The following is a 21,879-nucleotide window of genomic DNA, read 5'->3' as shown; positions in this document are numbered from 1 at the left end:
CGGTCAGTCGTCGAGGCCGAGCAGCCGCTCGGCGTTCCCGGCGAAGATGGCGCGCAGGTGTTCCTCGGGCAGGCCCAGCTCCCGGCAGATTCGCAGCTGGTCGTCGAGGTAACGGGTGACGTAGCCCCGGGGGAACCAGGACGAGTCGCTGCCGAACACGATCCGGTGCGGGCCGATGGTCTCGTAACAGCGGCGGAAGAGGTCCTCCAGGGTCAGCTTGTACGGCATCCAACGCACCCACTGGTTGGAGCCGGAGGTGTCGACGTGGATGTTCGGGCAGCCCCACGCGGCGAAGAACAGGTCCTGCACGTGCTGGACGCCGAAGTGCGGCACCACCACGGCCAGCTCGGGGAAGCGCCGGGCCATCCGGGCCAGCTCGTCCGGGCCGCCGTACCGGCCGTGGGAGAGGCCCCCGGCGCTGCCGTAGTGCCCGATGTGGACCAGCACCGGCACGCCGAGCCGCTGGGCGGTACCCCAGAGCGGGTCGAGGGCCTCGTCGTCGAGGGGGCCGCGCAGCAGCGGGGCGAAGAGCTTCAGCCCGCGCAGGCCGCGTTCGACCACCGCGCGTTCCAGCTCGGCGGCGGCCCCGGGGGCGTACGGGTCGTGGTGGGCGAATCCGAGCAGCAGGTCGGAGTGCCGGTCGACCACGTCGGCGAGGGTGTCGTTGCCGCCGCCGGTGACGAAGACCGCCCGCCGGACGTTCACCGCCCGCAGCTCGTCGGCCCACCGGTCCGCCTCGTCCTGCCAGCGCTCGGCCGGTGGTTCCGGGTCGGGGAAGCCCCACGCCTGCCGCCACTGCCCCGCGTACGGGGCGGAGCCGGCAGCCCGGACGGCCCGCTCGTGCTCTCCGCCCGGGTGCATGCCGGCGGTGTGCTCGCAGGACCGGATGGTCTCGTCCGCGCCGATCCGGAAGTGCAGGTGGAAGTCGACGATGTCGAGTCCCCGGTCGACGGTCATCGGGGCTCCTTCGGTAGCGGGTCGGCGGTGGGCGGATCGGACAGCGGGTGGGCGGTGGGTGCGGCCGGAGGTTCGGCGGACACCCAGGCGGCGACCAGCTCGCGCAGCCGTCCGCCGGCCAGTTCCCGGACCCGTCGCCCGATCGGCTCGTCGGCCAGCGAGATGTGCCCGGACCAGCCCTGCCACGGGTCGGGTCGGGACTCGACCAGCACGTACGGGTGCGGCACCGGCAGCTTGGGCTTCGGCGGCAGGTCGTCGACCGCGCCGAGGCGGACCGCGTCCGGGTCGAAGCCGAGCACCCCGGAGGTCTCGTACGCCCCGCCGTGCCCACGCGCCGGCAGCGGACCGTACAGCGCGGTGGTCTCCTCCGGGGTGACCAGCTGGAACCAGTTGACCAGCAGCAGGCTGGCGGTGCGCCGCCCGGAGACCCACTCCATCGCGGCCCGGACGGTCGACATGTTCGCGTCGTGCCCGTTGACGATCAGCAGCCGGCCGAAGCCGGCCGCCACGATCCCCTCGATCACGTCGGCGAGGTAGCCGACGGCGATCTCCGGGCGGATCGCCACGGTGCCCGGCCAGGGGCGGGTCTGCCCGGGGCAGGCCGCGTACGGCACGGCGGGGAAGAGCACCCCGCGCGGACCGGGTCCCCCGTCGGCCGGCACGTCGTCGCCCGCTGTGCTCCCGCCGGCCGGCGCACCCGCCTCGCTCTCGCCCGCCGACGCGTCCACCGCGCTCTCGCGGGCGAAGCCCTCGGCGAGGATCAGGTCGGTGCCGAGCGGCAGGTGCGGGCCGTGCCACTCGACCGCGCCGACCGGCAGCACCGCGAAGTCGGCCGCGGCGGCGACCGCCGCCAGTTCACCGCCGGGGATCCGGGTGGCGGGGATCAGCCCGCCCCCGGCCGGCCAGGTCGTCACGCCGTCCACTTCGCTGCCTCCCGGCTGGACCGCCGGCCGCCCTCGAGGCGACCGGAGAGCACCATCACCACGAAGATCAGCACGACCTGGAGCATGCCGTACGCGGCGGCGGTGCCGACCTCGAACGAGTACATCCGGTTGTTGATCTCCACGGAGATCGGTGCGGTGTCCGAGGTGTAGATCAGCACCGAGGCGACGAACTCACCGACGCCGTGCACGAAGGCGAGCAGCGCGCCGGCCAGCACGCCGGGGAGCATCAGCCGCAGGGTCACCGACCCGAACGCCCGCCACCAGGACGCGCCCAGGTTGCGGGCGGCTTCCTCCAGCGACGGGTCGATCTGGGCCAGGGTGGCCGAGCTGGACCGGAACACCAGCGGCAGGAACCGGACGAAGTACGCCAGCGGCATGATCCAGAAGGTGCCGATCAGCACCTGCCCGAAGCTGAACGCATTACCGGTGCTGAACGCCGAGATCAGGTTGATCGCGACCACCGTGCCGGGCAGCGCCCAGGCCAGCATGACCGCCACGTCCAGCAGGCCCCGACCACGGAAGTCGAGCCGGCGCACCGCGTAGGCGATGAGCACACCGACCACGATGCAGCCGACGGTGGCGAGCAGGCTCATCCGGAGCGAGTTCAGGATCGGCTGGAACGCGTCCGGGTCGGAGAAGATCGTGACGAAGTTCTGCCAGGTGTAGGCGGCCGGGATCACCTCGGTGGTCCAGGTGCCGTCCTCGGAGAAGGCCACCAGGGCGATGGTCGCCACCGGTGCGAGCAGCACGGCGGTGGCCAGCAGCGACGCGGCCAGCGCCGCCCAGCGCCCGAACGGGTTGGTGATCTCCCGTCGGTGGCTGGCCACGCCCTTGGACTGGGAGCGGTAGCTGCGCCGCCCCTCGTACCAGCGCATGCCGAGCAGGAACAGCACCGAGACCACGCCGAGCACCGAGGCGTACGTGGAGGCCATCGGCAGGTCGCCGTTGGTGCGGTTGATGTAGATCTGCATGGTCATCGTGCGGTCCACCCCGAACAGCAGCGGGGCGGTGTACGACGCCAGCGAGGTCATGAAGACCAGAAGCGAGGCGGAGACCAGCGCCGGGGTGAGCATCGGCAGCAGCACGGTGCGCCACACCCGGACCCGACCGGCCCCCAGGTTGTACGCCGCCTCCTCCACCGACGGGTCCATCCCGGTCAGCGCGGCCGAGGTGGCCAGGTAGAAGTACGGGTACATGGTGAAGGTGTGCACCACCAGCACCCCGGCGATGCCGCTGAACGGCAGCACCGGGTTCTCGGTGCCGAACATCTGCTGGAGCCCGCGCGGCAGGATGCCGGTCTCGCTGTAGAGCAGCTGGAACGAGATCGCCCCGATCAGCGGCGGCAGCGCCGCCGGCACCAGGATGATCGCCTCGATCAGTCCCCGCCCGGGGAACTGGAAGCGCTTGAGCAGGAAGGCCATCGCCACGCCGACGATGCCGCAGAGCAACACGCTGGCCGCGGAGATGATCAGCGAGGTGACCAGGGCGGACCGGGCCACCCCCGCACCGCTGAGGAAGGCGGTGTAGTTCTCCACCCCGTCCACGCCGACGCTCTCGGCGAAGGTGGCGAACATCGGCTGGACGACGTACCCGAAGAGGATCAGGGCGAGCGGGAAGACCAGCACGTACGGGAACCAGCGGGAGCCGGCGCCGCCGCCGAGGCGGTCGGCGAGCCGGCGGCGCGGGGCGCGCGGCGGCGTCGGGTCCCCGGTGACCGGCGGGACCGTGGCCGGGCTCGGAGTGGCGGGGATGGTGCTCACGGGCGGACCACCCACATCCGCTCCGGGTTGGGCCGCAGGCCGACCTGGTCGCCGACGGAAAGACCGGCCGGCACGTCCACTGCGGCCACCTGGACCGGCTCGCCGGCCACGTCGACCACGAGGTTGGTGGCCATGCCGGTGAACTCCACCTCGGTGATCCGGCCGGGCAGCGCGCCCGGGTCGGTGGTGGAGGTCAGGGCGATGTGCTCGGGCCGGACGGAGACCAGGGCGTTCTCCCCGGCCTTGCGGCCGTGCCCGGCGGGCGCGCCGACGGCAACGTCGCCGCCGCCCGGCAGCCGGACGGTGACGCTCCGCTCGGCCGCGTCGACCACGGGCAGGTCGAGCACGTTGCTGCGGCCGATGAAGCGGGCCACGAAGGCGTTGGCCGGCTGGTGGTAGATCTCCTGCGGGGCGCCGATCTGCTGCACCCGGCCGGACTGCATGACCGCGATCCGGTCCGACATGGCCATCGCCTCGGCCTGGTCGTGGGTGACGTAGATCGCCGTGGTGCCGGCCTCCTGCTGGATCCGGCGGATCTCGGTACGGGTCTCCTCGCGCAGCTTGGCGTCGAGGTTCGACAGCGGCTCGTCGAGCAGCAGGGTGCGCGGCCGGATCACCAGGGCGCGGGCCAGCGCGACCCGCTGCTGCTGGCCGCCGGAAAGTTCGTCGATGCGCCGCTCGCCGTAGCCGCCGAGGTGCACCTCGCCCAACGCCTCCTCGACCCGCCGCCGCGCCTCGGCCCGGCTCACCTTGCGGATCTTGAGTCCGTACGCGACGTTCTGCGCGACGCTCATGTGCGGGAAGAGCGCGTAGTTCTGGAAGACCATGCCGGTGTCGCGCTTGTTCGGTGGCCGGCGGGTGACGTCCTCGGTGCCGAAGCGGATCCGCCCGGAGGTGGGGAAGTAGAACCCGGCCACCATGCGCAGGGTGGTGGTCTTGCCGCAGCCGCTCGGGCCGAGCAGGGTGAAGAACTCCCCGGCGGCGATGGTGATGTCGACGTCGTCCACGGCTGCGGTGTCGCCACCGCGCGCGAAGCGCTTGCTCACCGACTCCAGCGTGACATCGATCATGAGGCCCTCTCCTTCGTGCGGTACGCCGCCTGATCGGACGCACCACTGACGGGCGGGTACGCCGGACCGGGGTCGACCCCGGTCCGGCGTCCGCGCGGTCAGCCCTTGTTCTTGATCTGGCTGTTCCAGTGGTTGATCCACTCGGTCTCGTTCTTGCCGATCACGTCCCAGTCGACGTCGAGCGGCTTGAGGTCGAGGTTGGCCAGCCACTCCGGCTGCTCGGCGATCTCCACCGCCGGGATCTGGAAGTACTCCTTGGCCAGCTCACCGCGGAGCTTGTCGTCGAAGAGGAACTCGAGGAACTTCTGCGCGCCCTCGGTGTTGCCGCCCTTGACCGCAGCGAGGCCGTCGACCAGCACCGGAGCACCGGAGGCCGGCATCACGTACCCGAAGGGCATGTTCGACTGGTTGGCCTGGAGCAGGACGTCCTGGAGGTTCCAGGCGCTGAGCGTGCCCTGCTGCCGGGAGAGCTTCAGGTACAGGTCGGCCGGGTTGGCGGCGTACGCGCCGGTGTTGGCGTCGAGCTTCTTGAGCCAGTCGTACCCGGGCTGCGGGTTGCTGCCGTCGGGCGACTGCCGCACGATCATCGCGGAGTAGATCGACCGCATGGTGCCGGAGGCGGCCACGTCCCGGATGATGATCTTGTCTTTCCACTCCGGCTTGAGCAGGTCGTCCCAGTCCTTCGGGGCCTGCTCCGGGGTGAGCGCCTTGTTGTTGTACATGATGACCTCGGGCAGCAGGATCTCCCCGAACCAGCGGCCCTCGGCGTCCTTGTACTTGGCGTCCATCTTGCCGGCGAAGCTCGGCTGCATGGGGGCGAGCAGGTCCTCGGACGCGCCCGCGGAGAGACCCTGCTGGGTGCCACCCCACCAGACGTCGGCCTGCGGGTTGGCCTTCTCCGCCCGGACCCGCTCCAGGATCTCCTGCGCGCCCAGGTTGAGGATCTCGACCTTGCCCTTGTACTCCGGGTACTTGGCGGTGAACTGCTCCACCACGTAGTCGGAGACCTTCTTGTCACGGGCCGTGTAGATGGTCAGCTTCTCGGCGGTCGCACCGCTGGCCGCGTCGTCACCGCCACCGCCGCCACCGCAGGCGGTGCCGGCGGCGAGCACGGTGGCGAGTGCCCCGGCGAGGAGAAGGCGACGTCTCATGGGGTACCTCCGAAGGGGGTGATGGGGAACTGCGGGTCAGGGAGTGGGAAGCAGGTGGGGCAGACCGGCGGCGGCTGCGGAGAGCGCGTAGCTGACCGCGCCGTGCAGCACCGCCCGGTCGCCGAGGACCGCCCGGCGAACCTCGGTCGGGCTGGGCACAGCGGCGGCGACCAGCCGCTGGAGCCGGTTGACGGCCGCGTCGTCGAGCTGGGCGGCGGCCCCGCTGAGCAGCACCCGCCCCGGGTCGACGACGCAGACGCAGGAGACGATCAGCCGGGACCAGGCGGTGAGCACCTCGTCCAGGTAGGCGGCGGCCCGCTCGTCGGCACCGGCCAGCTCGACCAGGGCGGCGACCGGGGCGTCCGGCCGACGGCCGGGGACCAGGGCGACCATCCGCTCGGCGATGGCGTTCTCCGACCAGCGGGCCTCGAACGGGCCGATGCCGTCGTGACCCCGGTCGGTCGGGTCCAGCGGCAGGAAGCCGACCTCGCCGGCCGCGCCGCCGGAGCCCCGGCGGACCTGCCCGTCGAGCACCAGGCCGGCACCGATGCCGTCGGCCACGTGCAGCAGCAGCAGGTCGGCCACGTCGCTGCCGGCCCCGCAGGCGTGCTCACCGGCCGCCATCAGGTTGACGTCGTTGTCCACCACCACGGGCACGCCGAGCCGCTGCTGCACCGACTCCCCTATCGGGAGCCCCTCGACCAGGCCGACCGAGGGGGCGAGCCGGACCGCCCCACCGGAGGAGACCCCCGGCGCGGCGATGGCCACCCCGCGCAGTGCGGGCAGGCCGTCGCCGGCCAGTTCGGGCACCGACCGGCAGACGGTGTCGACGATGTCACCGGCGAGCCGGACCGTGCGGTGAGCGACAACGGTACCGTCGCTGTCGGCGATTTCGCAGCTCAGCCGGGACGGCTCCAGGGAGACCGCGGCCACCAGCTCGGCTCGGGGGTTGAACTCCAGCATCGCCCGGGGACGGCCGGTCCGGGACGTCCCGGGTCCGCGCTCGATGAGGTAGCCCTCGGCGATCAGCTCACGGACCAGCGGGGTGAGCGTGGCCGGACTCAGCCCGGTGAGCTCGGTCAGCTCGGCGCGGGAGAGCACCCGCACCTGGCGGGCGGTGGAGATCACGGAAAGCCGCTTGATCTCCTTCGCCCGCTCCCGGCTCACCGGGCTCGTCGGTGGCGTCACCACGTCAGTCACACTTCCTTCCTACGGCGAACGAATTAACGAGTCAAGTCACGAAAGCATCTCGGGACCCCGAGAAACACCTTGACTAGCTGGCAAAACGCCCTACCGCCGAGCCGCTGACCGAGCGCGACCGCGCCGGATGCGCCGGGTGATCATGACCTCTGCAGGGTGACTTTATTTCTTCCACAAACAAAGAAAGACCTTGCAAAGGATTGACGCGCCGGTGCACCGGTCCTTAGCGTCACCGGCGAAGGCCTTCCAGTGTGTACGGATGCCCGTACCGCTGCGTACCCCGGTGCCCGGTGCCCTTGCCGCGCCTCGCGCCGGCCGTCCCCCATCAGCCGTCCGAACGCGACCGGAGCGTCGAACGCCGCCGTGCGCCCGACGCCGCCGGTCGCTGCCCGGACACCGCCTTCAGCGGAAGGATCTGCATGCGATTCAAGGCGTTCCTGTTACCCACCGCGCTCGCCCTGGCCCTGTCCGGGGCACCCGCCGCCTTCGCCGCCCCCACCGGTGCCACCGGCGCCAAGCCGACCGACGCGGTCGACCTGGACGTGCTCTTCGTCAGCGCCCACCCCGACGACGAGGCCAGCAGCCTCGCCACCCTCGGCCAGTGGAAGGAGAAGCACGGCGTCCGCTCCGGCGTCGTCACCATTACCCGTGGCGAGGGCGGCGGCAACGCCGTCGGCCTGGAGGAGGGCCCCCCGCTGGGCATCATCCGGGAGGGCGAGGAGCGCACGGCCATCGGCCGCGCCGGGGTCGAGAACCTCTACAACCTGGACCGGGTCGACTTCTGGTACACCGCCTCCGCGCCCCTGTCCGAGCAGATCTGGGGCCACGACGACACCCTCGCCCAGATCGTCCGGGTGATCCGGACGACCCGGCCCGAGATCGTCATGACGATGAACCCGTCGCCGACCCCGGGCAACCACGGCAACCACCAGCAGGCGGCCCGGTTCGCCGCCGAGGCGTTCCACGCCGCCGCCGACCCGAAGGCCTTCCCCGAGCAGATCCGCGAGGAGGGGCTCAAGCCCTTCCGGGCGGCGAAGTTCCTGCGTACCGGGGGCACCGGCACTTCCTCGGCCGGCCCGGCCTGCGCCACCACGTTCCGGCCGACCGTCCCCACCGACCAGGTCTTCGGCGTCTGGGAGGGCACCCGGAGCAAGTCCGGTAAGACCTGGGGCGAGATCGAGGTGGACGCCCGCCGGGACTACGTCACCCAGGGCTGGGCGAACAGCGCCGCCGCCCCGACCGACCCGGCGCAGGTGCGCTGCGACTTCTACACCCTGGTCGACAGCCGGGTGCCGTACGACCCGGCGGACACCTCCCCCGAGGCGATCCTGCGCGGCTCGGTGCTGCCCGCCGCCAAGGGCGCCCTCCCCGAGGACACCGAGTTCTACCTGACCGCCGACCGGTTCGACCTCACCCCCGGTCAGACCGTCGAGGTCACCGCCCACGTGCGGACCGCGAAGCGGGCGCTGACCAAGCCGACCGTCTCCCTGCGGCTGCCCGACGGCTGGACCGCCAAGGGCTCCGGTGCGCTGCACGGCGCGGTCGCGCCGGGCAAGGAGCGGACCGCCACCTTCACCGTCACCGTCCCGGCCGACGCCGCCACCAACCAGCAGTCGCTGCTCGGTGCCACCCTCGCCACCGCCCAGGGCACCGGTCGCACTGACCGGGCCGTCCGGGTCGTCGCCGACGTCCGGGGCACCCTGGAGCCGCTGCCCGAGGTCGGCATCTTCCGCGACTGGGCCGGCGCGGAGGGCTACCCGCAGCTCGACACCCTGATCAAGCCGGTGCTCACCCTCGGGTCCGGCAAGAGCCGCGAGGTCCGCGTCGACCTGCGCAACCACGGCTCGACCGCGCAGAGCGGCAGCGTCACCCTCGGCCTGCCGGCCGGCTTCACCGCCGACTCGGCGACGAAGAACTACACCAGCCTGGCCGCCGGGGCGACCGGCTCGGTCACCTTCACGGTGACCAACAGCGACCCGTCGCTGCCGACCGCGAACCAGGGCGGCGTCAACGGCGACTACGGCATCACCATCACCACCACCAGCCAGTCCGGCACCAACGTGGAGGCCGGCGCGCTGGAGATCGTGCCGACCAGCGAGGTCCCGCACGCCGGCCACGACCACGAGGTCGACGGCGAGGCCGGGCCGGGCGAGTACCCCGGCGAGGAGCTGGACTTCTCCCGGATCTGGGAGGGCCAGTCGGTCACTCCGCAGGACGCCTCGGCCAAGGGCCGGATCGCGTACACCGAGGACGCGCTGAAGGTGATCGTGCAGGTCACCGACGACGTCCTCGGCAAGAAGGTCGTGCCGCAGGACTGCAAGCGGCAGCGGCGTACCGACAGCGTCGAGATCATCGTCGACCCGAAGGGCGACTCCTCGGACACCTCCACGGTGTTCAAGGCCGGCATCTTCCCGATCACCGACGACCCGGCCAACGGCAACCCGCCGTGCTGGCAGCGCGACGCCGACAACCGGCAGGGTCCGGGCGCCCAGACCGCGCCGGGGATGACCGTGGTCAGCAAGGTCAGCGAGCCCTACACCGGCTACACCATCGAGGCGAGCATCCCGTTCTCGGTGCTGCCGGACGCCGTCGACCCGCAGCGGATGGGCTTCAACGTGCTGGTCTACGACTCGGACACCCAGGACCTCAGCTCGCAGTCCCGGCTCGGCTGGTCCACCTTCACCGGGGTGCGGGCCGACCCGTACCGCTACGGCCTGGTGACCCTGCCCGGCTACACCCCGGCCGACCGGGAGCCGAGTGAGCCGATCTTCCCGGACACCGCCGCCCGGAGCGTGCACAGCCCGCAGACCATCGCGCAGTCCGCGGTGGACGGGGTGGCGCCGGCCGCCGTGGCGAAGCTCCCCGAGCGGGCGCTGCGCCTGAGCGACCAGCGGGTCACCCGGGACGGGGTGCGGGTCACCCTGCGCGCCGACCGGACCGGCACGGCGTACCTGTACACCTGGGACGGTGACAAGGCGCTCGGCGAGAAGACGGTCGAGCTGACCGCCGGCCGCTCGGTGACCGTCACGGTTCCCGTCGAGGACGGACAGGCCGGCTCGCTGCTGGCCGCCTTCGAGTCCGGCGACGCCGCCCGGGCGTACCAGGTCAGCGTGCGCTGACCCGAGGCGGCCCAGCCACCACCGGGCCAGGTGGTAGGAGGGGTCCCCTGCTCACGCTTCTTGATGAGCAGGGGACCCCTCCTCACGCTTTTTGATGAGCAGGGGACCCCTGCTACCACCGAACCGGCGGGCCGGCGGGCGGGCAGGGGTGGGGTGGGGTGGGGTGCCGGTGCGGGGTCAGCGGAGGCGGTAGACGCTCATCCGGTCGTTGCGGAAGCGCTCGTCGGCCAGGGTGGCCAGGGCGGGCGGCTCCGGGGTGACCGAGCGGTCCAGCACCAGCCAGCGGACGCCGTACCGGTCGCGCAGGTGGGTCAGCCCGGCGACGGTGGGCGCGGTGAACGCCGCGTCGTTGGCGCGCAGCCGTTCCGGATCCCAGAACGGGGCGTAGGCGCCACCGGGTCGGCCCACCATCCGGGGCGCGAAGGACCATCCCTCCACCAGCACCGCGCGCTCGGCGTAACCGCTGAGCCAGAACGAGCGGGCGTCGCACCAGCCGTTGTCCACCACCCGGCAGTGCACGTTGGTGGCGAGCACATCACCCGGGGCGCTGTGGTCCCGCACCCACCGGGCGGCCTCCACCCGGGACGCCGGCATCGGCACCACCGCGTACGCCCCGCCGTTCGGGAAACGCCGGGCGGCGGCGGCGTCCAGCACCAGCCCCGGGGCACCGGCCACCAGGACACCGGTCAGCAGCACCGCCGCGCCCCGTCCGGCCAGCGCCGGCCAGCCACCCACCAGCGCCGGCCAGAGCAGCCCCAGCACGGTCGCCAACACGGCCAGCGCGACCGCCCAGCGCAGCAGCGGCAGCACCGGCTCGTACGCCGGGTCGGACCCGGCGGTCGCCGGGTGCCGCAGCTGGATCACGGTGAGCAGCAGCGCGAGGCCGGCCGCCCCGGCGGCGAGCGCCACCCGCGCGCGCGGCGACAGCGCGGCCCGGTCCAGCACCTCGGCGTACCCCCAGGCGGAGAGGACCACCCCAAAGGCGAATCCGGCCCGGACGAAGTACTGGTTGCTGCTGCCCGGGTGACCGACCAGGAGGTAGATCGCCGGCCCGGCGAGGGCCCCGCCGAGCAGGAAGAGCTGCACCGGCTCCAGCCGACCCCGGCGCAACCCGACCAGGGCCAGCACCCCGGCCAGCCGGAGCTGGAGGTTGAGCAGGAACGCCACCGTGACGGCGACCCAGAACAGCGCGGTGACCGAGCCGGACGACGGCACGTACGCACGCAGGCCGGAGAACGGGTCGACGGTGACCCCGTGGCTGACGAACCGGAACAGCACGGCGGTGGCGAAGAGCTGCGCGGCCAGCGTCAGCCCGACCGCGCCGAGCAGCGCGCGGGGCACCCGGCGGCGCACCACCAGCAGCACCACGGCGGTGAAGCCGAGCGCGCCCAGCGCCACCGGCACGGAGCTGGCCTTCGCTCCGGTGGAGGCGACCAGGAAGAGCGCGGCGAGCACCCACGCGCCCCGGCCCAGCGGCGGCACGGCGCTGCCCCTCGCCCGCCCGACGACCTCGGCGAGCGCCGCGACGAGCGGCAGCAGCAGCACCCAGGAGTACGTCATCGACGGGCTGCCCCAGACGATGAACGTGGCCTGGGTGCCGAAGAGTTGACGGACGCCGTTCTCGTAGCCGAACTCGCCGACGGTGAACATCAGCGCCGCCGCGCCGACGCCCGCGTACGCCCGACCGCTGATCCGCCAGCCGACCACCGCGACCAGCACGGCGGCCAACGCGCAGAGCGCCGGTACGGCCAGCCGGAAGAAGACCGTGGGCAGGTCGACCCCGCTGACCAGGCTGGCCGCCGCCAGGTGGGCGAAGCCGAACCAGTGGTAATGCAGCGGCTCCCCGGCCACCTGCGGCACCTCGGGCGGCATCTGGTGGGTGGCCGCTCCGGCCAGCGAGAGCTGGAACGCCAGGTCGATGTACTGCGCCTGCCCCTCGCTGGTGGGCAGCACCGGGTTGGGACGGAGGAACGACTCGGCGAGGTACCAGGTGAAGCCGGCGACGACGGCGGTCAGCGACCGCGCCCAGCCGGCCGGGACCGGGGTGTACCCGGTGACCCGCCAGTGCCGGCGCAGCCGGGGCACCGCCACGAACGGCGTCACCACCGCCAGCGGCCAGAGCCAGAGCAGATGCGGCACGCCCAGGCCGGTGAACACCGCCCAGCCGGCGAGTTCCAGCACCAGCCCGACCGCCGCGCCGACCGCCAGGTCCTCGACCAGGGTGTGCGGGCGGACGCGGAGCGCCCGGTAGACCAGCGTGCCGGGCAGCAGCACGCCGAGCAGCGCGTACCCGGTGAACCGGGCCAGGTCGACGGCGGGGGTGCCGGTGGCGAGCAGGACGGCCGCGACGACGGCGTACCCGACCAGCGGCGGGGCGACGCGGACGGCGACCGGGCGGCGGGCCGGCGCGACGCCCGACGGCGTTCCGGTGGCGAGCGCGGTCACCGCAGGCTGTCGGCCAGGGTCGTCGGGCCGCCGACCTTCCGCGGGGCGGCCGGGCCGCCGGCTTCCCGGTCGGTCGCGGTGTCGCTGGCCACGACGTACGCCGGGCGGCCCTGCACCACGGTGTAGATCCGACCGACGTACTCGCCGAGCAGGCCGAGGCAGAGCAGTTGCACCGCGCCGAGGAAGAGGATCGCCACGTAGAGCGAGGGCCAGCCGTCCACCGTGGCCCCGACGGACCAGGCGACGACGGTGAAGACCACCAGCAGGCCGCAGACCGCCACCCCCGCCAGCCCGAGCCAGGTGGCGAAGCGCAGCGGCGCGGCGGAGAAGCTGGTGACGCTCTGCGCGGCCAGCCCGGCCATCCGGGACAGCGGGTACTTGGTCCGCCCGGCGGCCCGGCGGTGCCGGTGGTAGGTGACCTCCCCGCTGGGGAAACCGAGCCACGGCACCACCAGCCGGAGCACCGGGGCGGGCTCGGGCAGTTCCCGCAGCGCCTCCACCACGTCCCGGCTGAGCAGCCGGAAGTCGCCGGCCTGCGCGGGCACCTGCTTGCCGACCAGGCGACGCATCAGCCGGTAGTAGCCGGCGGCGGTCCACCGCTTGAACGGGCTGTCGGTGCTCCGGTCGGTCCGGACGCCGTAGACCACGTCGAGGGCGTCGGCGCGGGCGGCGTGGAGCATCTCGACGATCGTCTCGGGTGGATCCTGGAGGTCGGCGTCGATGCTGACCACGTACCGGCCCCGGGCCCGGAGCACCCCGGCGACCAGGGCGGCCTGGTGTCCGCTGTTGCGCCGCAGCCGCAGCACCCGCAGGTGCGGCCAGTCGGCCCGCAGCCCGTGCAGCGCGGTGGCGGTGCCGTCGTCGCTGCCGTCGTCGACCGCCACCACCTCGTACGTCTCGCCGAGGTCGTCGAGGACGGCGCGGAGCCGACGGGCCAACGACGGCAGCACGCTCTCCTCGTTGTACATCGGCACCACCACGGAGAGGACGGGCTCCGGTCGCGTCACCGCACTCGCCCCCCGTCCACCCGCTCCGCCGGTGCTCGGGGCGAACGCTACCAGCCGGAACCGGGTCGCCGGACCGAGCCGCGCGGGCCGGCACCCGACCGCGCGCACGCAGGTCAGCGGGCCCTCAACGACGCAGGTCGCCATCGCTGCACCCGGCCTCGCGCACGCCGGTCAGCGGGAGCAGTTCGGGGCGCGCAGGCCGGTCACCGGCACCGGGGTACGCCCGGTCGGGCGGGCCTTGCCGGCCAGTACGGCGGCCAGCCCGGCCATCGACGCGCGGCTCGACGACCAGGTGGCCAGCAGCGTCGGCGAGGTCGCCTTCGCCAGCACGTACGGGGTGTCCATGGCGACCGTCACGTCGGCGCCGGCGCGCAGGTCGGCAGCGCCGTCACCGTAGCCGACCAGGTGCACCACGGTGCCGCCGCTGGGCACGACCCGCACCCCGGCGGCGGTCAGCGCCTCGGTCAGCGCGGCGCGGGTCCGCTCCCGCCCACCGGAGGCGGTGACGGTGACCGGCCCGGTGACCTTCGCGGCGGTGCACGACCCGCGCAGCACGGTCACCGCGGCGGCGGCCAGGTCCTTCACCGCCCGGTCGTGGACGTCGTCGGCCAGGGTGGACATGTCCGGGGTGGGCCGGTCGGCCAGCCGGAACTTCAGGGTCAGCACCCGGGTGACCGCCTCGACCAGCCGGGTACGGGGCAGCGAGCCGTCCCGCAGCGCGGCGAGCAGACCGTCGTAGGCCTGGGTCACGTTCGGCGGCATGAGGATCAGGTCGTTGCCGGCGTTGAGCGCCCGCACCGCCGCCTCGCCCGGCGGGTAGCGCTTCGCCGGGGCCATGTTCATGCCGTCGGTGATCACCACGCCCTGGAACCCGAGCTGGCCACGGAGCACGTCAGTGAGGAGCTTGCGGGAGAAGGTGCCCGGGGTGCCCGGGTCGACGGCCCGGACGTCGAGGTGGGCGGACATGACCGCCCAGGCGCCCGCGTCGATGCCGGCGGTGAACGGGGGCAGCGCCCCGGTGTCGAGGACCTTGCGGGACTGGGCGAGCACCGGCAGCTCGGCGTGTGAGTCGGCGGAGCTGTGCCCGTGCCCGGGGAAGTGCTTGAGGGTGGCCGCCACGCCCGCGCCCTGTAGCCCCCGGACCGCCCCGCCGACCTGGGCGGAGACCCGCTTCGGGTCGGCCCCGAAAGAGCGGGAGCCGATCACCGTGCTGCGGGTGGCGAGCACGTCGGCGACCGGGGCGAAGTCGAGGTTGATCCCCATGGCGGCGAGTTCGGTGCCGGCGGCCCGCCAGGCGGCCTCGGTGAGCGCCGGGTCGTCGGCCGCCCCGGCGGCGAGGGCGCTGGGCAGCTGGGTCACCCCGTCGGTGATCCGGGTGACCACGCCGTACTCCTGGTCGGTGCCGATCAGGAAGGGGGCCGTACCGGCGGGGAGCTTTCCGGCGGCGGCGCGCAGTCCGGTGGTCAGCCCGTGAACCTGCTTCGGGTTGTCGACGTTGGTGGTCTCCTGGTTGCCCGAGGTCGGATCGTCGGCGGAGAAGCCGACCAGGATCAGTCCGCCGAGCCGGTACTTCGCGATCATCTCGGCCGGCGTGGCGACCCCGGCCAGCGCCTTGTTCCCCTGCGCCGACCCGGCGGAGACGTCCGTGGCCGAGCTGCCGTAGGCGTACGGCATGAGCACCTGTCCGACCAGGTCCTCGTCGCCGAGCGTCGCCACCAGCGCGGCGGCCCGGGCGGCGGGGTCGCCGACCGGCGCCGGAGCGGCCGACGGGGTCGCGGTCGCGGCGTCCGGGTTCTTCGGTGTGACGGGGCGCTCCGACGAGCCCGTGCACCCGGCGGCGGTCAGGACGGCCAGCAGGACGGACGCGACGCCGACGCGTCGGAGGAGACTCGGCACGCGCCCCATCCCATCAAACTCCCTCCGCACCCACCAAATCTGCCGCACCCCCGTACCTACCCGACCGGCACCGGCAATCGGGCCGGGAGTCCGCACCGGTCACCGGTCCGGGGGATGACCCGCGACCCGGCACGACGCGCGGCCGGGGTCGGCGTGGCTCCCGGCCGGTCGGAACGGACCGGGCGGACCCGGGCGGGAGCTGGCGGCCTCGGACGGACCCGGGCGGGAGCGGGACGGTGCGGGTGGCGGCAGGGCCGGGTCAGCCGACCCGGGTGAGGAGGGTCACCGGCGCACCGTCACCGGCGTAGCGGTACGGCTCCAGCTCGGCGTCCCACGCGCTGCCGAGGGCCTTGTCCAGGGCGTGGGCGAGCGCCTCCGGCCCCCGGGCGGCGGCCATGATGCTGCGCAGCCGGTCCTCGCCGAGCTGGATGTCCCCGGCCGCGCCGATCGTGGCCCGGAACAGCCCCCGTCCGGGCACGTACATGAAGCGTTCGCCGTCGGCTCCGGGGCTGGGGTCCTCGGTCACCTCGTAACGGATCATGGGCCACTGCCGGAGGGCGGCGGCCAGTTCGGCGCCCGTACCGGGACGGCCGGTCCACCCGCACTCGGCCCGGCGGGCGCCGGGATCGACGGGTTGGGCCGTCCACTGGAGATTGACCGGCGCGGCGAGGACGCGCGCGATCGCCCACTCGACGTGTGGGCACACGGCGAGCGGGGTCGAGTGGACGTATACGACGCCACGCGTAGGCACGGTGGACCTCCCGGAGAGCGAGGTGCGTCTTCCCCTACGACCTCGATCACCAAGTGGTACCAGGACACACATGATGACTGGTGTGGCGGATGGTGCGCCAGGGAATCGGAAAATTCGCCACGGGAATAGCGGGCCGCGCACCCGCCGTTGCCCTCTGCGACGGCGGGACACCGTTCTCGTCGGCAGCGCGGGCGGCGGCGACCCGGTCACCCCGCCCTACCGGTGACGGCGGCGACGCCGTCGCGCGACGGTTACGACCAGCCGGTCGGCAGGGCACACCGGCCGAGCCGGATGGCGTGGTCGTGTACAGTTCACTCGGCGGTCTGTGCCGCCGTGCATCACCTCGTGGCTTCGTCGCCGCAGGTGACCGCGGGCTCGCCTCCTACCCGGGGGTCGTCCGCACCGCCCCCGGACGTTCCGTCCTCCCGTACGTCTTGCAAGGAGTACCTCCGTGGCGAGCAACACCTCTAAGACCGCGCGCGCGTCAGTCCGGGCCGGCCAGGCTGGCCAGGGTGGCGCCCTCAGCGTGCTGGGCGAGTTCAAGTACCTCATCCCGCTCAACGGCGGCAAGCACGCCTACGTGCGGAACCTGACCAACGGCAAGACCGCGCACCTGCGCACCGACTCCGAGGCGTTCGTCGAGGAGATCCGGGTGCTGGCCGCCGCCGGCCACGCCGCCAAGATCCGGGCGGAGATCAGCAACCTGAACGCCAGCCACCCGGGTGACGGCTGGGACGCGACCGAGAAGCGCCTGGTCGAGGCCGGCGTGTTCGAGGCCTGAGCCGCCCCGTCCGCGACACCCAGAGCCGCCCGCCGGATCTTCCGGCGGGCGGCTCTGTCGTGAGCGGCATTCGCATCGGTAGATTTCCCTCGGGGCGCGAACCCGGGACGGCGATTCTTTCCGTCGGACGATTCGCGTGGTGCCATGGCGGGTAGCCGTTGGTTACCGCCGGGTACCCCCGTGCGGGTCGGTCCGGCCTTGGGGAGGTGGCGATGCCGGAGGGGTTCGAGGTGCGGCTGCCGGACGGTGTCCGGTTGCACGGAGAGACGACCGGGCCGGCCGACGCCGAGGTCACCGCGGTCCTGCTGCACGGCTGGACGCTGGACGGACGCAGCTGGCACCGGCAGCTCGCCGGCATCGGGAAGCAGTTCGGCGACCGGGTACGGCTGGTCACCTACGACGCCCGGGGACACGGCCGGTCGAGCTGCATGGCGCTGCGCACGGCGACCCTGGCGCAGCTCGGCGACGACCTGGCGGCCGTCCTGGACGAGGTCGCGCCGACCGGACCGGTGGTGCTGGTCGGGCACTCCATGGGCGGCATGACGATCATGGAGTACGCGCACCGCCACCCCACGCACTTCGCCACCCGCACGGCGGGCCTGGTCTTCGTGGCCACCACCGCCGAGGGGCACACCCACACCGCGTACGGACTCTCGCCCCGGATCGCCCGGCTGATCCGGCTGGCCGAGACCACCGGGGCCGGGGTGCTGGCCCGGTGCGGCTCGTGGCGGCCACCGCGCGCCCTGCTGCGCGCCCTGCGGCCCTCCCTGCGCTGGCTGCTCTTCGGCGACCGGTGCGACCCGACGGACATCCGACTGGTCACCTCGGCGGTGGCCCACGCCTCGCTGCGCTCGATCGGCGGCTTCCGGGCCTCGATCGGCGCCCAGCACCGCCTGGACACCCTCGCCGAGCTGGGGGACGTGCCGGCGGCGGCGCTGGTCGGCGACCGGGACCGGCTCACCCCGCCACCGTGCGCGGAGTCGATCGCGCAGGTGCTGCCGGCCACCGAGCTGACCGTCTGCCCCGGTGGCGGCCACATGCTGATGATGGAGCGCCCGGACGAGGTCAACGCGGCGGTCGTGGCCGTGCTCCGGCAGGCGCTGGCCACTCCCGGCACCACTTCCTCCATCAGGTTATAACGGGACTGGTCGCGTCCGGATCGGGATGGCCCGACCGCCGGTCGAGCCGCTGCCCGTACCCTCGGCCGGGTCAGGTTGGCGCGGGTCCGCGCCGTCCGCCACCGCCAGCACAGGAGCCCGTGCGTGACCGACCAGAGCACCCTCGAGCAGGAGATGGCCGCCGAGCAGCGGCATCTCGACCGGGTGTACGCCCGGCTGGCCGAGCTGCGGCGGTCGGCCGCCCAGGCCGAACGCGAGGGCTACCGGCTGGCCAAGGTGGGCAACTTCGGGGCGCTGGTCGAGCGGGACGCGATGGTCTTCCACGCCGCCCAGCGCCGGCACCTGCTCGACGCCGAACACGAGGGGCTGGTCTTCGGCCGGCTCGACCTGCGGGACCGGTCGGTGCTGCACGTGGGTCGGCTCGGCGTACGCGGCGAGGACGCCGAGACCCTGGTGGTGGACTGGCGGGCCCCGGCCGCGGCGGCGTTCTACCAGGCCACCCCGGCTCAGCCGCTGGGCGTGGTGCGGCGGCGCACCATCGGGTCCTCCGCCGAGCGGGTCACCCGCATCGAAGACGACCTGCTCGACCCGGCCTCGGCCCCGCCGGAGATGCCGGTGGTCGGCGACGGCGCGCTGCTGGCCACCCTCTCCCGGGCCACCGGGCGGGGCATGCGGGACATCGTCGCCACCATCCAGCGGGAGCAGGACGAGGCGATCCGCTCCCCCGGCTCGGGCGTGACGATCGTCTCCGGCGGACCGGGCACCGGCAAGACGGCGGTGGCCCTGCACCGCGCGGCGTACCTGCTGTACTCCGACCGCAGCCGGTACGCCGGCGGCGGCATCCTGGTGGTCGGCCCGTCGACGGTCTTCGTCGAGTACATCGCCTCGGTGCTGCCGTCCCTCGGCGAGGAGACGGCCACCCTGCACTCCCTCGGCTCCCTCTTTCCCGGCATGTCCGCCACCCGCACCGACCCGCCGGAGGTGGCGGCGGTCAAGGGCTCGCTGCGGATGCGCCGGGTGCTGGAACGCGCGACCCGGGACGCCGTCCCGGACGGCCCGGACGAACTGCGCCTGCTCTACCGGGGGCAGTTGCTCCGGCTGGCCCGTCCCGAGCTGGACGCGATCCGCACCCGGGCACTGCCCCGGGGTGCCCGCCGCAACGAGGTGCGCCGGGCCGGCTTCGACGGGATCTTCGCCGCGCTCTGGGCACAGGCCCGCCGGATCGGCGTCTCCGGCCTACCCCAGCAGCGGGTCTTCGAGGACGAACTGGCCGACCGGACGGAGTTCCGCGAGTTCCTCAAGGCCTGGTGGCCGCGTCTGCACCCGCGTCACGTGCTCGGTTGGCTGGCCCGGCCGGAGCGGCTGCGCGCGTACGCCGGGGGGATCCTCTCCGGCGCGGAGATCCGCACGCTGACGGCGGCCTGGCGGACGCTGGACCGCGACGGGCTGACCATCGCCGACATCGCGCTCCTGGACGAGCTGGACACGCTGCTCGGCCAGCCCATGAAGCCCGCCCGTCGTCGGCGCGACCCGTTCCAGCTCGCCGGCGGCGTCCGGGAGCTCAGCACCTTCGCCGACCGGCAGCGCGCCCAGCGGGCGGCGGCCCGGGAGCGTCCGGCCGACTACCGCGACTACGCGCACGTGGTGGTGGACGAGGCACAGGACGTGTCGCCGATGCAGTGGCGGATGCTCGGCCGGCGGGGTCGGCTCGCGTCCTGGACGGTGGTCGGCGACCCGGCGCAGACCGCCTGGACCGGCGACCCGGCGGAGCTGGGCCGGGCCCGCGACCAGGCGCTCGGCCGGCGCAAGCGACACGAGTTCACCCTGACCACGAACTACCGCAACTCGGCCGAGATCTTCGCGGTGGCGGCGGCGGAGATCCGCACCGTCCACCCGGACCTGCCGCTGCCGACGGCGGTCCGCTCCACCGGCGTGCACCCGGTGGCGCTGACCGTGCCGGCGGCGCAGCTGGCGACGCGGACGGCCGAGGCGGTCGGCGCGCTACTGGCGGAGGTGGCCGGGACGGTGGGCGTGATCACGCCGGTGCCCCGCCGGGACGAGGTGGCCGGCTGGCTGGCCCACCTGGACTCGCCGCGCCTCCAGGTGGTGACCAGCCTCCAGGCCAAGGGCATGGAGTACGACGGCGTGGCACTGGTCGCCCCGGGCGAGATCCGCGCCGAGCCGGGTTCGGGCGTGCGGACCCTCTACGTGGCCCTCTCCCGGGCCACCCAGCGGCTCACCACCATCGACCCGGTCACCTGACCCGTCCCACTCCCACCTCCTACCTTGCACCCCCGCCTCGGCCGCCTGCCTGCCGAGGCGGGGGTGCGCTGGTAGCAGGGGTCCCTTGTTACCTACCCGTGCTACCTCCGCGGCTTTCGCTCCGGCCAATGACCGACACTTACTTGCATACATAGCGATGTGAACATACATTGGGTCCGGACCGAACGGGGAACGGAGGGTGGGGGCGTGGGCGCAGGTCATGACCACCACGGCGGGATCGCGCACGCCGCGCAGCGGCACACCGGCCGACTCTGGGCCGCGTTCGGCCTGCTCGCCACCCTGATGGTGGTCGAGGCGGTGACCGCGCTCGGCACCGGGTCGCTGGCCCTGCTCTCCGACGCCGGCCACATGTTCACCGACGTGCTCGGCATCGGCATGGCGCTGGCCGCGATCACCGCCGCCCGACGGGCCGGCCGGGATCCGCAGCGCACGTTCGGCCTCTACCGGCTGGAGGTGCTCGCCGCCCTGGCCAATGCCGTCCTGCTCTCCGGGGTCGCGGTCTACGTGCTCGTCGAGGCGGTCCGCCGGTTCGGCGACCCGCCGGAGGTGACCATCGGCCCGATGCTGGTGGTGGCGGTGCTCGGCCTGCTGGCGAACCTGGTTGCCTTCGCGCTGCTGCGCGAGGGCGCGAAGGAGAGCATCAACCTGCGCGGGGCGTACCTGGAGGTGCTGGCGGACCTGCTCGGCTCCGTCGGCGTGATCGCCGCCGCGGTGGTCATCGCGCTCACCGACTGGTGGTGGGCCGACCCGCTGGTCGCGGTGGCGATCGGCGTCTTTATCCTGCCGCGCACCTGGCGGCTGGGCCGGGCGGCGCTGCGCATCCTGGTCCAGGCCGCGCCGGAGCACCTCCAGGTCAGCGCGGTACACGACCGGCTGAGCGCCGTACCGGGCGTGGTCGAGGTGCACGACCTGCACCTCTGGACGCTGACCTCGGGGATGGAGGTCGCCTCGGCCCACCTGACCACGGACCCGGCGGCCGAGGTCGGCAGCGTGCTGGCCGCCGCGCGGACCGCGCTGCACGAGGATTTCCACATCGACCACGCCACCCTCCAGGTCGAACCCGGCGAGTCACCGGGCATCTGCGGCCGGGTCGAGTGGTAATTAGGACAGACTTAAATCTCGGAGTGTATTGTCCCGCTATGTCAGTTATGCCGGTGTCATCTCGCGGGAGTGGTGTGGCCAACGCTGCCCGTGGGAGACCGGCTTCGGTAGTCTCGGACCCGGCCACCGCCAGGCGGCGCCCTCCGGCGCCTGCGGTGACCGCCGCCTAATCGCCGGTGACGGCGAGCCGGGGAACCACGTTCTTGGGGTGCATCCGCGTGAGCGGTAGGGATCTTCCGTCCCGAACCCGTCAGCTAACCCGGTCGGCGGCTGACGGAAGGACATGTGCATGCCAG

Annotated in this window: 15 protein-coding genes and 1 riboswitch; of the genes, 5 read left to right on the top strand and 10 right to left on the bottom strand. The window is 73.4% G+C overall.

Annotated elements, in window-relative coordinates; genetic code table 11:
• Positions 1-3: 3 nt before the first annotated feature.
• The 6 genes from ACIBJE_RS06785 to ACIBJE_RS06760 form a co-directional block, all read right to left on the bottom strand.
• Positions 4-957, bottom strand: a complete 954-nt coding sequence (locus ACIBJE_RS06785) for an amidohydrolase family protein (protein WP_396744022.1) — start codon at positions 955-957, stop codon at positions 4-6.
• Entirely contained in the window at positions 954-1,871 is a 918-nt protein-coding gene (locus tag ACIBJE_RS06780) for a creatininase family protein (RefSeq protein WP_396744019.1), read from the bottom strand. The genes ACIBJE_RS06785 and ACIBJE_RS06780 overlap by 4 nt, the downstream gene beginning before the upstream one ends.
• Positions 1,868-3,661, bottom strand: coding sequence for an ABC transporter permease (locus tag ACIBJE_RS06775; protein ID WP_396744016.1), 1,794 nt, complete (start codon positions 3,659-3,661; stop codon positions 1,868-1,870). The genes ACIBJE_RS06780 and ACIBJE_RS06775 overlap by 4 nt, the downstream gene beginning before the upstream one ends.
• Positions 3,658-4,731, bottom strand: a complete 1,074-nt coding sequence (locus tag ACIBJE_RS06770) for an ABC transporter ATP-binding protein (protein WP_396744013.1) — start codon at positions 4,729-4,731, stop codon at positions 3,658-3,660. The genes ACIBJE_RS06775 and ACIBJE_RS06770 overlap by 4 nt, the downstream gene beginning before the upstream one ends.
• A gap of 98 nt (positions 4,732-4,829) precedes the next feature.
• On the bottom strand, positions 4,830-5,882 hold the full coding sequence (locus tag ACIBJE_RS06765) for an extracellular solute-binding protein (RefSeq protein ID WP_396744010.1): 1,053 nt from the start codon (positions 5,880-5,882) through the stop codon (positions 4,830-4,832).
• A 36-nt stretch (positions 5,883-5,918) separates the two neighbouring features.
• Positions 5,919-7,082, bottom strand: coding sequence for an ROK family protein (locus ACIBJE_RS06760; protein ID WP_396744007.1), 1,164 nt, complete (start codon positions 7,080-7,082; stop codon positions 5,919-5,921).
• 419 nt (positions 7,083-7,501) lie between these two features.
• On the opposite strand from ACIBJE_RS06760, the gene ACIBJE_RS06755 reads away from it, so the two are divergent.
• Complete coding sequence (locus ACIBJE_RS06755; RefSeq protein WP_396744004.1) at positions 7,502-10,201, top strand: sugar-binding protein; 2,700 nt, start codon at positions 7,502-7,504, stop codon at positions 10,199-10,201.
• 177 nt (positions 10,202-10,378) lie between these two features.
• Here the strand turns inward: ACIBJE_RS06755 and ACIBJE_RS06750 are convergent, their stop codons facing one another.
• From ACIBJE_RS06750 to ACIBJE_RS06735, 4 genes are all read right to left on the bottom strand, one after another.
• A complete protein-coding gene (locus ACIBJE_RS06750) occupies positions 10,379-12,646 on the bottom strand; it encodes a hypothetical protein (protein WP_396744002.1) in 2,268 nt (755 codons plus the stop codon).
• Positions 12,643-13,653: a glycosyltransferase family 2 protein gene (locus ACIBJE_RS06745; protein WP_396743999.1), complete on the bottom strand. Its 1,011-nt coding sequence runs from the start codon at positions 13,651-13,653 to the stop codon at positions 12,643-12,645. The genes ACIBJE_RS06750 and ACIBJE_RS06745 overlap by 4 nt, the downstream gene beginning before the upstream one ends.
• 171 nt (positions 13,654-13,824) lie before the next feature.
• Positions 13,825-15,558: a glycoside hydrolase family 3 protein gene (locus ACIBJE_RS06740; RefSeq protein ID WP_396743996.1), complete on the bottom strand. Its 1,734-nt coding sequence runs from the start codon at positions 15,556-15,558 to the stop codon at positions 13,825-13,827.
• A 250-nt stretch (positions 15,559-15,808) separates the two neighbouring features.
• Positions 15,809-16,300 (bottom strand): DUF3145 domain-containing protein, encoded by a 492-nt coding sequence (locus tag ACIBJE_RS06735; RefSeq protein WP_396743993.1) that lies wholly within the window; start codon positions 16,298-16,300, stop codon positions 15,809-15,811.
• A gap of 451 nt (positions 16,301-16,751) precedes the next feature.
• Between ACIBJE_RS06735 and ACIBJE_RS06730 the strand changes: the two genes are divergently transcribed.
• The 4 genes from ACIBJE_RS06730 to ACIBJE_RS06715 all read left to right on the top strand — a co-directional run bounded on the left by ACIBJE_RS06730 (position 16,752) and on the right by ACIBJE_RS06715 (position 21,583).
• On the top strand, positions 16,752-17,081 hold the full coding sequence (locus ACIBJE_RS06730) for a hypothetical protein (protein WP_396743990.1): 330 nt from the start codon (positions 16,752-16,754) through the stop codon (positions 17,079-17,081).
• A 212-nt stretch (positions 17,082-17,293) separates the two neighbouring features.
• Entirely contained in the window at positions 17,294-18,220 is a 927-nt protein-coding gene (locus ACIBJE_RS06725; protein ID WP_396743987.1) for an alpha/beta fold hydrolase, read from the top strand.
• A 123-nt stretch (positions 18,221-18,343) separates the two neighbouring features.
• Positions 18,344-20,461: a HelD family protein gene (locus tag ACIBJE_RS06720; RefSeq protein ID WP_396743985.1), complete on the top strand. Its 2,118-nt coding sequence runs from the start codon at positions 18,344-18,346 to the stop codon at positions 20,459-20,461.
• A 207-nt stretch (positions 20,462-20,668) separates the two neighbouring features.
• Positions 20,669-21,583 (top strand): cation diffusion facilitator family transporter, encoded by a 915-nt coding sequence (locus tag ACIBJE_RS06715; RefSeq protein WP_396743982.1) that lies wholly within the window; start codon positions 20,669-20,671, stop codon positions 21,581-21,583.
• A gap of 153 nt (positions 21,584-21,736) precedes the next feature.
• Positions 21,737-21,868, top strand: a riboswitch (cyclic di-AMP (ydaO/yuaA leader).
• Positions 21,869-21,879: the final 11 nt, after the last annotated feature.

The sequence above is a fragment of the Micromonospora sp. NPDC050187 genome, from assembly GCF_044459745.1.
Taxonomy (GTDB): domain Bacteria; phylum Actinomycetota; class Actinomycetes; order Mycobacteriales; family Micromonosporaceae; genus Micromonospora.
The sequence above is the reverse complement of the archived record's forward strand: the minus strand, read 5'-3'. Positions and strand labels throughout refer to the sequence as shown.

What these genes read in the sequence shown, in the direction of transcription:
- ACIBJE_RS06785 (WP_396744022.1), bottom strand. Translation starts at nt 957, where the DNA reads ATGACCGTCGACCGGGGACTCGACATCGTCGACTTCCACCTGCACTTC.
- ACIBJE_RS06770 (WP_396744013.1), bottom strand. Translation starts at nt 4,731, where the DNA reads ATGATCGATGTCACGCTGGAGTCGGTGAGCAAGCGCTTCGCGCGCGGT.
- ACIBJE_RS06765 (WP_396744010.1), bottom strand. Translation starts at nt 5,882, where the DNA reads ATGAGACGTCGCCTTCTCCTCGCCGGGGCACTCGCCACCGTGCTCGCC.
- ACIBJE_RS06755 (WP_396744004.1), top strand. Translation starts at nt 7,502, where the DNA reads ATGCGATTCAAGGCGTTCCTGTTACCCACCGCGCTCGCCCTGGCCCTG.
- ACIBJE_RS06740 (WP_396743996.1), bottom strand. Translation starts at nt 15,558, where the DNA reads ATGGGGCGCGTGCCGAGTCTCCTCCGACGCGTCGGCGTCGCGTCCGTC.
- ACIBJE_RS06725 (WP_396743987.1), top strand. Translation starts at nt 17,294, where the DNA reads ATGCCGGAGGGGTTCGAGGTGCGGCTGCCGGACGGTGTCCGGTTGCAC.